Genomic DNA, 12,703 nt, shown 5'->3' with positions numbered 1-12,703 from the left:
GAGCAGCAGGCCACCGACCTGGTCAGCAAGCACTGGAACAGCTGACCCGCAACACCACGCACGACCGCAGGACACCGACCGCTGGCCGGCACCCCAACCCGGGGTGCCGGCCAGCGGCATGTTCGGATCTGGCGCCGGCCTCGTCAGACGCGGAAGCCGGCGGCGCGGGCCGCCTCGCGTTCGCGTCGGCGTTCGGAGCGCCGGCGGAGGAACCAGTAGACGAACGCCACGAGCCCGAGCAGGAAGGCGAGCACCAGCACCGGCAGGATGATCGCCACCAGGGAGACCACCACGCTGGTGGCGTCCTCGGCGGTGCTGGCCACCGGGGCGCCGAACCCGGCGGTGGTCGCGTTGACGACCGGCCGCGCGGCGGACTTGAGCAGGTGTACGCCGAACGCGAGCAGGACGCCGGTGACCACCGGCACCCACTGGTGGGAGGAGAAGAAGCTTCCCGGGTCGCTGACCGTCACCGTCTCCGACGACGATCCGGCGCCGAAGGCCAGGCCGCCGGCGGTGGGCCGGACCACGGTCTGCACCACGTCGTTGATGTGGTCGACCACCGGCACCTTGTCGGCGACCATCTCGACGGCGAGCAGCAGGGCCAGGATGGCGATGACCCACCCGTTGCCGAGCCACGTCCAGCCGCTGGGCAGGTCGATCAGGTCGGTGTAGCGGGCCAGCAGGCCGAGGGTGAGCAGGGGTATGTACGCGTTCAGCCCCGCCGAGGCGGCGAGACCGGTACCGGTGAGGACTTCGAGCACCATCTCAGCATCCCATCGATGCGCCAGTGCCGCTCGGCGGTGACCGGTGGGTGCTCGGCTACCCTCGTCGGGTGCGGTTGGTCATTGCGAAATGCTCGGTGGACTACGTCGGACGGCTCTCGGCTCACCTGCCGCCGGCCACCCGGCTGTTGATGGTGAAGGCGGACGGGTCGGTGTCCATCCATGCCGACGACCGGGCGTACAAGCCGTTGAACTGGATGAGCCCGCCGTGTCGGCTTGAGGAGGCCCCGGGCGTGTGGCGGGTGGTCAACAAGGCCGGCGAGGAGCTGCGGATCACCCTGGAGGAGATCTTCCAGGACACCTCGTACGAGCTGGGTGTTGATCCGGGCCTGCGCAAGGACGGGGTGGAGGCGCACCTCCAGGAGTTGCTGGCGGCCAACCCGAGCGTGTTGGGCGACGGGTACACGCTGGTCCGCCGCGAGTACATGACGGCCATCGGCCCGGTCGACCTGCTCTGCCGGGACGCCAACTCCGGCGCGGTCGCGGTCGAGATCAAGCGGCGCGGTGAGATCGACGGGGTCGAGCAGCTCACCCGCTATCTCGAACTGATGAACCGCGACCCGCTGCTCAGCCCGGTCACCGGCGTCTTCGCGGCCCAGGAGATCAAGCCGCAGGCACGGGTGCTCGCCACCGACCGGGGCATCCGGTGCGTCGTCGTTGACTACGACAAGCTGCGCGGCATCGAGAAGGACGAGTTGACCCTCTTCTGACCGGCTCACTCCCCGGTACGCACCGCGATCAACGACTTCGGTAGGCCGGCGACCCGCTCGACGAGCATCCGCGAGTCGGGGAAGTAGTGGCGCATCTGCGACCGGTCCAGCAACTCGGTCCAGAGCACCTGGTGGATGGCGGCGTCGTGGCTGCGGGTCGGCTTGTGGCCCAGCGGCCAGCGCCGGGCAACCGCGGTGCGAAGCCGGACCGGCAGGAACTGCATGCCGGGCGCGATCCAGTGTGGCTCGATCGGGAAGTAGCGGTAGGGCGTCTGCACCCAGTGCTGGTCGGCCAGCGAGCGGACGGTGGCGGCGAACCGCAGTCGGCGTTCGTGCCCGCCCACGTGTTCGAGCACCGAGTTGGAGAAGACCAGGTCGTAGTCGCCGGTGGCGAGGCGCGGCGGCAGGTCGCAGGCGTCGGCCTGTTCGACGCGGGCCCACTCGGGGACGACGGCAGGCGGTTGCTCCAGGTTGATCACGGTCACCCGGGCGGGTCGGATGGTGGCGCGGTGCCAGGTGCCGAGCCGGCCGCCGAGATCGACTACGTGCATCTCGCCGATCTGCGGGAACGTGCGCGCCAGCCAGTCCGAGCGACGCCGCCGTTGCCGAGCGCTCCACGACCGGTCACTGTCGACAAGGCGGTAGCGCAATCGATTAGGGCCCATTTAACGCAATGTACCGCCGCGAACACGCAGCCAGAACATGTGGATGCGCCGATCTCCGTGGAGATCGGTTATCCGACACTCACCTGCCGTACATCGCCTTGACGACCTTGACGAGTCGGGCCACGTCGGTCGGGGTCCGCTCGAACGTCATCGACGGCAGCAGCGACCGCGCTCGCCGACGGGTGATCGCCTTGGCCCGGCCGAACTCGCGCAACCCGTCCTCGCCGTGGATCCGCCCGAACCCGGAGTCACCGACCCCGCCGAACGGCAGGGTGGACATCCCGGCGAAGGTCAGGGTGGAGTTGACCGAGGCCATCCCGGAGCGCAGCCGTCGGGCGATGGCGACCGCGCGCCGCCGGCCGAAGACCGAACCACCCAGGCCGTACGACAGCGCGTTGGCCCGGGCGACGGCCTCGTCGGCGTCGCGGACCCGGTTGATGGTGAGCGTCGGCCCGAAGGTCTCCTCACGGACGGCGGCCGACTCCTCCGGTACGTCCACCAGCACGGTCGGGTGCACGTACGGCGGCTGCACGGCGCTCGGGCCGCCGAGCACGGCACGCCCGCCGGAGCTGACGGCGGCCTCGATGTGGCGGCGGATCACGTCGAGTTGGCCGGGCATGGTGATCGGCCCGATGTCCGTGCCCTCCGGCCCGACGGTCAGCCGACCCGCGCGGGCCACCACCTTGTCGACGAAGGCGTCGAAGACCGGGTCGACGGCGTACACCCGCTCGATGCCGATGCAGGTCTGGCCGGCGTTGGTCATGCCACCCCAGACGCACGCCTCGGCGGCGGCGTCCAGATCGGCGTCGCTGTCGACGATCATGGCGTCCTTGCCGCCGCCCTCGATGAGCACCGGGGTCAACGTCTCGGCGCAGGCGGCCATCACCTTCCGGGCGGTGGTGGTGGAGCCGGTGAAGGCCAGTTTGTTCACCCCGGAACGGCACAGTGCCGCACCCACGTCGCCCAGCCCGTGCACGGCGGTGAACACCGGTTGCTCGGGTACGACCTCGGCGAAGCTGTCCACCAGCCACTGGCCGACCGCGGGCGTGTACTCGCTCGGCTTGAACACGACGGCGTTGCCGGCGGCCAGCGCGTACGCGGCGGAGCCGATCGGGGTGAAGACCGGATAGTTCCACGGCCCGATCACGCCGACCACGCCGTACGGCTGGTATTCGAGGTGCCCGGAGAACTCGGCGAGGATGAGCCGGGACCGCACCCGCCGCGGGCCGAGGACCCGGCCGGCGTTGCGGGCGGCCCAGTCGATGTGCTCGATCGCGGTGACGATCTCGACGATGGCGTCGGCGACCGGCTTGCCGCCCTCGACGTGCACCAGCTCGGCGAGCTGCTCGATCCGCTTGGCGAGCAGGGCGCGCCAGCGCAGCAGCCGCTCGCGGCGGCCGGTGAAGCCCTGCCCGGCCCACCACTCGCCGGCGGTGCGGGCGCGGTCGACGGCTGCGCGTACGTCGGCGTCGGTGGCGACCGGGAGGCGACCGGCCTCGGCGCCGGTGGCCGGGCTGGTGGACACCAGGTGGCCCCCGTCGATGACCGGGTTGCCGGGGACATGCACAGCCGTCATGGCGGAAGTCTAGACCCGAAGATTACTCGTCGGTAGGGCGTGATTCGGGCCGGCGGAACGGAAGTCGCTCCGGCCCGCCCGCTCGTTGATCAGGGCAGGTCAGACCCCCTGCGTCGGGTCCCGCCGCCCGAACCGTGGAACGAGAGGTGGCCGGGAGGTGGCGTGGAGCTGACCGGCCGGTCGGTATTGACGATTACCGTCTGATGGCAGGCTGACGCGCGGAGTGATGGTGTGGGTGGAGGGCTGACTGTCCATGGAGGAACATCCGGAACTGCTGCCGCTGCTGACGGTCGCGGGTGGGCCGATGCGCGGCGCGAGCTTTCGGCTGCGGGCCGAGCCGCTGGTGATCGGTCGGGCGCCGACCGGTCACGTCGTCATCAACGACCCGCATCTGAGCCGCCAGCACGCCCAGATGTGGCTGGCCCCGGAGGGCGCGTCGCTGCGCGACCTGGGCTCCACCAACGGCACCTGGCTCAACGACCGCCGGATCACCGAGGTGGAACTCCTCTCCGACGGCGACGTGATCCGGCTCGGCCGCACCGAGCTGCGCCTGTTCGACCCGGGGGTGGCCCACACCGATCCGGTCGGGCTCAGCTTCGGCCCGACGCGGCATGACGTCCGGCCGACGCTGCCGCTGCCGTTGGCCACACCGCCCAGCGCACGCCGCTGACCGTCTGCCGGCGGGTCGCCGGCGTCCGCGCGCCACCGGCGACCGGTCGGGGGACCGGCCGACCTCCTGGTGGACGGCCACATCGGGCGCCGCCGCCGGATGGCTGTCGCACACCTGGACCGGCGCGGACCGGCGTGGCAACATGCCGCGCGTGGACACCGAGCAGCGGACCGTGACGGCGAACGGCATCATCCAGGCGGTACGGGTGGCTGGCCCGCCGGACGGCATCCCCGTGCTGCTGATCCACGGCAACTGCTCGTCCGCGCTGTTCTGGGAGCCGCTGGTCCGGCGGTTGCCGCCGACGCTGCGGGTGGTCGCTCCGGACCTGCGCGGCTACGGCGCATCCGAGACCGCCCCGGTGGACGCGACCCGGGGCCTGCGGGACTTCTCCGACGACGTGGCCGCCCTGTTGGACGACCCGACGTTCTTCGGCGCGGCCGACGCCCGCCCGGTGGTGGTCGGGCACTCCCTCGGTGGGGGCGTGGCGATGCGACTGCTGGTCGACCACCCGCACCGGGTGGGCGCGCTGCTGCTCGCCGCACCGGTCTCCCCGTACGGCTTCGGCGGCACCCGTGACCTGGCCGGCACACCGACGACGCCCGACTTCGCCGGCACCGGCGGTGGCACGGCGAACCGGGACTTCGTCGCCCGGCTCGCCGCCGGCGACCGCGGCACCGAGGCGCAGACGAGTCCGCTCGCCGTGCTGCGAGCGGCCTACGTGGCCGATCCGGCGTCCCTGGGCAGCGACGAGGAGTTGCTGCTCGACAGCCTGCTCTCCACGGCGACGGGGGACGACAACTACCCCGGCACGGCGGCGGCCTCGGAGAACTGGCCGGGCATGGCGCCGGGGGAGCGCGGGGTGCTCAACGCGCTCGCGCCGACCTGGTTCCGGCTCGCCGACGAGCTGGTGGCCGTCGCCGACAAGCCTCCGGTCACCTGGGTACGCGGAGACGCCGACGTGATCGTCTCGGACACGTCGCTGTTCGACCTGGCGTACCTGGGCTCGCTGGGCGTCGTACCCGGTTGGCCCGGCGAGGCGGACTGCCCGCCGCAGCCGATGGTCGGCCAGACCCGGGCGGTGCTGGAGCGGTACGCGGCGGCCGGCGGCACGTACCACGAGGTGGTGCTGCCCGGCTGTGGGCACAGCCCGCACCTGGAGCGCCCGGCGGAGTTCGTCGCGGAGTTGCTGGCGCTGACCGCCGTACCGGCCAACTGAGCGCAGATCGGTGCCCGACCCGGGCACCCGGCGGCGTCGTGGGTGAAATATGCCACGGCGTCTCGACAACCCAGCGTCACGTGGCAGACTCGCGCGCATAACCTTAGCGGCCGTTCAGCGGTCGTGCGGAGTGTCTGGGGAGGCCGGTCGTGGCGCGCGAGTTCAGCACCGTGGGTGTGGTGGGGCTGGGCACCATGGGTGCCGGCATCGTCGAGGTCTTCGCCCGCAACGGCATCGACGTCGTCGCGGTGGAGATCTCCGAGCCGGCCGTGGAGCGCGGCCGGGTGACCCTGACCGGCTCCACCGATCGGGCGGTCGCCAAGGGCAAGCTCGACCCGGCGGACCGCGACGCGCTGCTCAGCCGGGTGCACTTCGCGGTCGGGCTGGACGCCCTGCACTCGGTCGACCTGGTGATCGAGGCGGTGCCCGAGCACCTGGACCTGAAGCAGCGGATCTTCGCCGAGCTGGACCGGGTCTGCAAGCCCGAGGCGATCCTGGCGACCAACACCTCCTCGTTGAGCGTCACCGAGATCTCCGTGGCCACGCACCGGCCCAACCAGGTCATCGGCATCCACTTCTTCAACCCGGCGCCGGTCATGAAGCTGGTCGAGGTGGTCCGCACCGTGGTCACCTCCGCCGAGGTGGTCGCCGACGTGGAGGCGCTCTGCGCCCGGCTCGGCAAGGTCGACGTGACCATCAACGACCGGGCCGGCTTCATCGCCAACGCGCTGCTCTTCGGCTACCTCAACCACGCGGTCGGCATGTTCGAGTCGCACTACGCGACGCGCGAGGACATCGACGTCGCCATGAAGCTCGGTTGTGGCCTGCCGATGGGTCCGCTGGCGCTGATGGACCTGATCGGCCTGGACACCGCGTACGAGATCCTGGACACCATGTACCGGCGCGGTGGGCGGGACCGCCGGCACGCCCCGGTGCCGCTGCTCAAGCAGATGGTGACGGCGGGGCTGCTCGGCCGGAAGTCCGGTCGGGGCTTCTACACCTACGAGCGGCCCGGTTCCCCCGTTGTCGTACCGGATGAGGCGACGCCGCTGGCGACGGAGGCCGCGCTCGCCGACGGCGCGCGCGCCATCGCGAAGGTCGGCGTGGTCGGCTCCGGGACGATGGCCACCGGGATCATCGAGGTCTTCGCGAAGGCCGGCTACGAGGTCGTCTCGGTGACCCGGGGCGCGGAGAAGTCCGCGAAGGTCTGCGAGGCGGTGAAGACCTCGCTCAACAAGGGCGTGGTGCGCGGCAAGCTCGCCGAGGCCGACCGGGACGCCGCGTTGGGCCGGATCAGCTGGTCCGCCACGCTCGACCACCTCGCCGACGTCGACCTGGTGGTCGAGGCCGTGGTCGAGGAGCTGAGCGTGAAGAAGGCCCTCTTCGCCAGCCTCGACGAGATCTGCAAGCCGGGCGTGGTGCTGGCGACCACCACCTCCTCGCTGCCGGTGATCGACGTGGCGATGGCCACCCAGCGGCCCGCCGACGTGGTGGGGCTGCACTTCTTCAACCCGGCGCCGATCATGCCGCTGGTCGAGGTGGTCCGCACCATCCGCACCTCCCCGGAGACCACCGCGACCGCCCGGGCGGTCTGCGCCGCGTTGGGCAAGACCGGCGTGGTGTGCGGCGACCGGTCCGGGTTCATCGTCAACGCGCTGCTCTTCCCGTACCTCAACGACGCGGTGAGGATGCTGGAGGCCAGCTACTCCACGGCCGACGACATCGACCACGCAATGAAGCTGGGCTGCGGCTACCCGATGGGCCCGTTCGAGCTGCTCGACGTGGTCGGGCTGGACGTCTCGCTGGCCATCCAGCGGGAGCTGTACCTGGAGCTGCGCGAGCCGGGCTTCGCTCCCGCGCCGCTGTTGGAGCACCTGGTCACCGCCGGCTACCTGGGCCGCAAGACCCGCCGGGGCTTCCGCGACCACTCGCACCGCTGACCGGGTCAACGCCGGAGGGCGCCGACGGCGTCTGCATGGTGTGACCTTCGAGGAGTACGTCGGCAGCCGAGGCCCAGCCCTGATCCGGCTGGCACGACTGCTCACCGGTGACGAGCACCGGGCCGAGGACCTCACCCAGGAGGTGCTGGCCCGGGCGTACGTGCAGTGGCGCAAGATCTCCCGGGCCGACCGGCCCGACGTGTACGTGCGCCGGATGCTGGTCAACGCCAACATCTCCTGGTGGCGCCGCCGGTCGAACCGCGAACTGGCCACCGACACGATCGCCGATCGGCCGCACCGTGGCGACCTCGGCCGCGAGGCGGCCGACCGGGACGAGATGTGGCGGCTGGTCAGTGGCCTGCCCGACCGTCAGCGGGCGGTGCTGGTGCTGCGCTACTACGAGGACCTCGACGACGCGACCATCGCCCAGATCCTGGAGTGCTCGCAGGTCACCGTCCGCACCCACGCGATGCGGGCACTCGCCAACCTCCGGGTGCGCTGCGGCGTCCCGACGACGAACGGGAGCCGGCCGTGACCGACCTCGACGAGCGGATCGTCCACACCCTGCGAGAACGCGCCGAGGGCGGCGTGGACACCGACCGGCTGCTGGCCGCCGCGGTGGCTCGGGGCCGCACCCGGGTCCGCCGCCGTCGGGCCGCGGCCGGAGCCATGCTCAGCGTCGTGGCCCTGCTCGGCGCAGGCGTGGCCGCCGGGGCGGTGGGCGTGCACGGTGTGATCCCGGCGATCGACCCGGACGTTCCGTCGGAGTCGGGCCGGCCGGTGGCCGTCGTGCCGCCCCTGGCCGACGGTGTGCCGGGCGCGGCCGCCCGACCGGACATGGTTGGCGCCGACCCGAACCTGCTGCACATCGGGATCGCCCGGGGCGGCCCCCGGTTCCTCTCGTGGGCCGTCCAGGCCGGCGTGGAGGTCGCGCAGTTCGACGCAGGGGGGCGGACGGTCACCCTGGAGCTGGCCGCGTCGGCCGAAGCGTTGCGGCTTTCGCCTCCCGAGGGACTGTCGTCGGAGATGGCGGAGCTGCTCGGTCGCAGCCCCTACGACGGAACCGTGTCGAGCATCGCGGCGCCCAACGGCGCCCGACGTTGGCTGCTGCACTGGCGACCGACCCCCGGGTTGTACGCCCGGGCTGACGTGGTCGCCCCGGAGGACGGGGAGCTGCACACCGTGGCCAATTCCCTGCGGCTGGACCAGGCGTACCACTGCGGCGGTCCGCTGCGGCTCACCGCGGTGCCGGCGGGTGCCGAGGTCACCAGCTGCGAAGTCAAGGTGGCATCGTTCCCGGCCGGGTTCGACGTGCTGCTATCGATCACCTCTGGCATCAGGGCGGGGATTGCGGTCAGGCTGAATTACGCGGCCAGCATCGTCGCGAGTCGCACGGAGGGGAACCTGACTATCGGCGGCAGAGCGGCCTACCGCTCTCCTATCGGAGCGCTCGAGCTGCTCGGCTTCCCCAGGGCTCATCTGACCGCCGTCTGGATGGGGGACGCCGAGGCCGACGCGGCGACCGTGCTGGGTGGGGCGCAGGTGGCCGAGCACCTGGACCAACCCGAGACCTGGTGACCGCCCGTACGGTCCGGCCCGCCGGCCGGACCGTACGCTTGGTGACTGTGAGCCCCCGTCGCAACCGGCCCCGCCGGGACGAGAACGCCAACCTGGACGCCGATCGGGTCCGGCAGGGCGTCGCCTCGGTGCAGCAGTGGACCGACGGCGCCTGGCAGGTACGCGGCATCGGCGCGGGCGCGTCGGTCAAGACGTACCGCTGCCCGGGCTGTGACCAGGAGATCCGGCCCGGGGTGGCGCACCTGGTGGCCTGGCCGGCGGACGGCCTGGGTGACCTGACCGACCGGCGGCACTGGCACAGCGGTTGCTGGCGTGCCCGGGAGCGGCGTGGCCCGGCGGTGCAGCGCGGCCGGGGCACCCCGCGCCACTGAGCGAACGGCCGGGGCGCCCGCGCCACGGCGGAGCGATCTGGATCACCCTGTTCGCGCCCGGACGGGCGGCGAGCGCGACTTCGCGACAGACTTGACGGGTGAGCACACCGATCCGCGCGTCGTCGATCCTGCCCGGTCGCCGGGAGGACATCGAGCTGCACACCGCCGACGGCCTGCGGCTGGTCGGTGAGCTGGCCCTACCGGCCGACCGGCCGCCGGTTGCCACCCTGATCTGCCTGCACCCGCTGCCCACCCACGGCGGGATGATGGACAGCCACGTGTTCCGCAAGGCGGCCTGGCGACTGCCGGCGCTGGCGGACCTGGCCGTGCTCCGGTTCAACACCCGGGGCACCAGCAGCCTGCGCGGCACCAGTGAGGGGGCCTTTGACGCGGCCGTCGGCGAGCGCTACGACGTGGCCGCCGCCATCGAGTACGCGGAGTTCGCCGAACTGCCGAACATCTGGCTGGTCGGCTGGTCGTTCGGCACCGACCTGACGCTCAAGTACGGCTGCGACCCGGCGATCGCCGGCGCGATCCTGCTCTCCCCGCCGCTGCGCTTCTCCGCTCCCGAGGACCTGGCCACCTGGGCCGGCTCCGGTCGGCCGCTGGTGGCCCTGGTGCCCGAGTTCGACGACTACCTGCGCCCGGCCGAGGCCCGGGAGCGGTTCGCCGCGGTGCCGCAGGCCGAGGTGGTGGGCGTGCCGAACGCCAAGCACCTCTGGGTCGGCGACGCGGAGACGGTGCTCGACGAGATCGTCCGCCGGGTCAACCCGGCTGTCGCGGTGCCGCTGCCGACGACCTGGGACGGCCCGATGGAGAAGGGCGACGTCAGCGCGTACGCCGACCGGACGGTGGCCTCGTTCGCCGACACGCCCGTCCCCGGCCCGCTGGCCGGTAAGACCGACTGACCCGCGCGGCGTTCAGCGGGTCTCCTGGCGGGGCAGCACCACCTCCCGCAGGATCAGTTGCAGCGCGGCCACCGTGGGAATGGCGATCAGCGCGCCCACCACGCCCAGCAGCGCCACCCCGAGCAGCGCGCCCAGCAGGGCGGCCACCTCGTTGACCTCCACCGAGCGCCGCATCACCTTCGGGTAGATCAGGTAGTTCTCCACCTGCTGGTAGATGAGGAAGAAGACCGCGCAGGCGATGCCGGTCGGCAGGTCGGTGGCGAAGCCGACCAGGCTCACGATCACCGCGCCCAGAGTGGCGCCGATCTGCGGGATCAGGTCGGTCACCGCGACCACCACGGCCAGCGCGAACGGGTACGGCAGCCCGACGATCAGCGCGAAGACGAAGGTCGTCGCGCCGGCCAGCACCGCGATGCTCAGCGCGCCGACCATGTAGGCGCCGACCTTGGCCAGCATCTCGTCACCGATCAGCTGCACCCGCTCGCGCCGTGACCGGGGCACCAGGGCGTAGCCCAGGGACCGCAGCCGGTCGAAGTACGCCAGGAAGTAGATGGTCAGCACCAGCACGGTCAGCGTCCGGAACACCGTGCCGAAGATCAGTTGGGCGCCGCCGAGCACCCCGCCGAGCGCCCGGCCGACGGTGTCCGCGTTGGCCGCGCCCTGCACCCGCTCCACCACGTCGTACCGTTCCACCAGGTCGTTGACCGTCGGGTTCCGACGCAACTCGTCGACCAGGCTCGGGATCTGGTCGATGAACTGCCCGGACTGCGTCACGATCGGCGGCACCAGCGCCACCACGCCGCCGCAGAGCAGCAGCACCACGGTCAGCGCGACCACCGCGACCGCCAGGCCGTGCGGCACGCCCCAGCGGCGTAGCCGCACCACCGCCGGGTTGAGGCCGACCGCGAGGAAGAGCGCGATCACCACCAGCACCAGGATGCCGCCGGCGTTGCGAATCCCCAGATACAGGGTGTACGCCAGCAGCACGCCGAGCGCGCCGGTGAACCCGATCAGGAAGCTGTTGCGCCGCAGCGGACGCCCCGGCGTGCCGAACTTCCCGGACGGAACGGCCGGCGGCTCGTCCGGGTCGACCGCCGGGTCGGGGATCGGCACCGGGCGTGGCGTCTCGGCCGGTGGGGGACTGGCCGACGCGGGCGTTTCGTCCGGATCGTCGGCCGTCGGGCCGTGCTGCGGCACCAGGGACCTCCCGGGTCAGACGGTGGGGCGACGGGCGACAGCGACGAACGCCCGCCAGGCGGCCGGCGCGAAGACCAGCAGCGGGCCGTCCGGGTCCTTGCTGTCCCGCACGCCCACCACCCCCGGCAGATTGTCCGCCACCTCGACGCACTCTCCGTTGCCGCTCCGGGTGGACGTCCGCCAGCGGGCGTCGGTCAGGTCCATGAGGTCACAACTTCCTTCATCAGCTCGATCGACTGCCGGCGGGACAGGGCGCCATTCCTGATCATCTCCCAGCGAGCCAGCAGCGTAGCCACCTCATGGTCGCCATCGACGACGAGGCCGTCAATCTGGTGTTCCATGTGCCCTACCCAGCCACCGTCCACGCCCCGGGCCAGATTGAACGGCCCCGACAGGCCGACGTGCAGCCCGACCTCGGCCGGAACGACGTGCAGGCTGACGTGTGGCCGTTCCAGGCTGGCGATGAGATGCGCGATCTGCTCGACCATCAGCCCCTGCACGTCCTCGCCGGCACGCCGCAGCACCAACTCGTCGACGACCGCGATGAACTGCGGCGGGTCCTGCTGGACCAGCAGCGACTGCCGGTCCAGTCGTGCGTGCACCCGGCGCTCCACCTCGTCGTCGCTGAGCAGGTCGTCGCAGCGAATGACGGCGCGGGCGTAGTTCTCGGTCTGGAGCAGGCCGGGGATCAGCGTGGGCTGGAAGCAGCGCAGCTGGCGGGCGCTGCGCTCGGCGTCCAGCCAGGGCCGGAACCAGCTCGGCTGGCCATCCCGCTCGGCGAGCTTGAGCAGGTAGACCAACAGGCCGCCGGTGGTCAGCACCTCGTCGGCGCGGGCCAGGAAGAGCCGGTCCAGTGGGCGTTGCCCCAGCTCCAGCGCGGACACCATCGAGCCGGAGTAGTGCACCAGCCGGCCGAACTCCTCCTGGCTCATCCCGGCGGCGGTCCGTAGCCGGCGCAGTTGAGCGCGGATCATGTCGGCCGTCGGCGCGGCGTCGCCTTCCACAGTGCCTCCGCAGGTCGCAGGTCGTCTCCACCGGTCGGCCCGGTGGGCCGCACGATCGACTCAGTAATGCCTCTGGCGGCGTCGAC

General features: G+C 71.9%; 14 protein-coding genes. 8 read left to right on the top strand and 6 right to left on the bottom strand.

Annotation, left to right across the window (positions count from 1 at the left end; genetic code table 11):
- Positions 1–143: 143 nt before the first annotated feature.
- Positions 144–761: a DUF4126 domain-containing protein gene (locus AB0K07_RS28330; RefSeq protein ID WP_363759828.1), complete on the bottom strand. Its 618-nt coding sequence runs from the start codon at positions 759–761 to the stop codon at positions 144–146.
- A gap of 71 nt (positions 762–832) precedes the next feature.
- Here AB0K07_RS28330 and nucS point away from each other — a divergent pair, with 71 nt between their 5' ends.
- Complete coding sequence (gene nucS, locus AB0K07_RS28325; protein ID WP_363759802.1) at positions 833–1,492, top strand: endonuclease NucS; 660 nt, start codon at positions 833–835, stop codon at positions 1,490–1,492.
- 5 nt (positions 1,493–1,497) lie between these two features.
- Here the strand turns inward: nucS and AB0K07_RS28320 are convergent, their stop codons facing one another.
- The gene (locus tag AB0K07_RS28320; protein ID WP_363759799.1) at positions 1,498–2,157 is read right to left on the bottom strand and encodes a class I SAM-dependent methyltransferase; all 660 of its coding nucleotides are present in this window, start codon (positions 2,155–2,157) and stop codon (positions 1,498–1,500) included.
- Between the two features lie 79 nt (positions 2,158–2,236).
- A complete protein-coding gene (locus AB0K07_RS28315; protein WP_363759796.1) occupies positions 2,237–3,733 on the bottom strand; it encodes an aldehyde dehydrogenase family protein in 1,497 nt (498 codons plus the stop codon).
- Between the two features lie 253 nt (positions 3,734–3,986).
- Between AB0K07_RS28315 and AB0K07_RS28310 the strand changes: the two genes are divergently transcribed.
- The 7 genes from AB0K07_RS28310 (at position 3,987) to AB0K07_RS28280 (ending at position 10,416) form a co-directional block, all read left to right on the top strand.
- Positions 3,987–4,403, top strand: coding sequence for an FHA domain-containing protein (locus AB0K07_RS28310; protein WP_363759793.1), 417 nt, complete (start codon positions 3,987–3,989; stop codon positions 4,401–4,403).
- 142 nt (positions 4,404–4,545) lie between these two features.
- Positions 4,546–5,619, top strand: a complete 1,074-nt coding sequence (locus tag AB0K07_RS28305) for an alpha/beta hydrolase (RefSeq protein ID WP_363759791.1) — start codon at positions 4,546–4,548, stop codon at positions 5,617–5,619.
- 149 nt (positions 5,620–5,768) lie between these two features.
- Complete coding sequence (locus AB0K07_RS28300; protein ID WP_363759788.1) at positions 5,769–7,559, top strand: 3-hydroxybutyryl-CoA dehydrogenase; 1,791 nt, start codon at positions 5,769–5,771, stop codon at positions 7,557–7,559.
- Positions 7,560–7,599: 40 nt separating this feature from the next.
- Complete coding sequence (locus AB0K07_RS28295; protein WP_363759785.1) at positions 7,600–8,094, top strand: SigE family RNA polymerase sigma factor; 495 nt, start codon at positions 7,600–7,602, stop codon at positions 8,092–8,094.
- Positions 8,091–9,137, top strand: coding sequence for a hypothetical protein (locus tag AB0K07_RS28290; RefSeq protein WP_363759782.1), 1,047 nt, complete (start codon positions 8,091–8,093; stop codon positions 9,135–9,137). Before AB0K07_RS28295 ends, AB0K07_RS28290 begins: the two co-directional genes overlap by 4 nt.
- Positions 9,138–9,178: 41 nt before the next feature.
- Complete coding sequence (locus AB0K07_RS28285) at positions 9,179–9,508, top strand: hypothetical protein (protein ID WP_363759779.1); 330 nt, start codon at positions 9,179–9,181, stop codon at positions 9,506–9,508.
- A 98-nt stretch (positions 9,509–9,606) separates the two neighbouring features.
- On the top strand, positions 9,607–10,416 hold the full coding sequence (locus AB0K07_RS28280; protein ID WP_363759776.1) for an alpha/beta hydrolase: 810 nt from the start codon (positions 9,607–9,609) through the stop codon (positions 10,414–10,416).
- Between the two features lie 12 nt (positions 10,417–10,428).
- Here the strand turns inward: AB0K07_RS28280 and AB0K07_RS28275 are convergent, their stop codons facing one another.
- The 3 genes from AB0K07_RS28275 to AB0K07_RS28265 all read right to left on the bottom strand — a co-directional run bounded on the left by AB0K07_RS28275 (position 10,429) and on the right by AB0K07_RS28265 (position 12,617).
- Positions 10,429–11,523 (bottom strand): AI-2E family transporter, encoded by a 1,095-nt coding sequence (locus AB0K07_RS28275; protein WP_363759825.1) that lies wholly within the window; start codon positions 11,521–11,523, stop codon positions 10,429–10,431.
- Between the two features lie 105 nt (positions 11,524–11,628).
- The gene (locus AB0K07_RS28270; RefSeq protein WP_363759773.1) at positions 11,629–11,817 is read right to left on the bottom strand and encodes a DUF397 domain-containing protein; all 189 of its coding nucleotides are present in this window, start codon (positions 11,815–11,817) and stop codon (positions 11,629–11,631) included.
- Positions 11,808–12,617 (bottom strand): helix-turn-helix transcriptional regulator, encoded by an 810-nt coding sequence (locus AB0K07_RS28265; RefSeq protein ID WP_363759770.1) that lies wholly within the window; start codon positions 12,615–12,617, stop codon positions 11,808–11,810. The genes AB0K07_RS28270 and AB0K07_RS28265 overlap by 10 nt, the downstream gene beginning before the upstream one ends.
- Positions 12,618–12,703 lie beyond the last annotated feature (86 nt).

This window comes from Micromonospora sp. NPDC049301 (assembly GCF_040678715.1).
Lineage (GTDB): Bacteria > Actinomycetota > Actinomycetes > Mycobacteriales > Micromonosporaceae > Micromonospora.
This window is presented reverse-complemented; position numbering and strand designations above follow the sequence as displayed.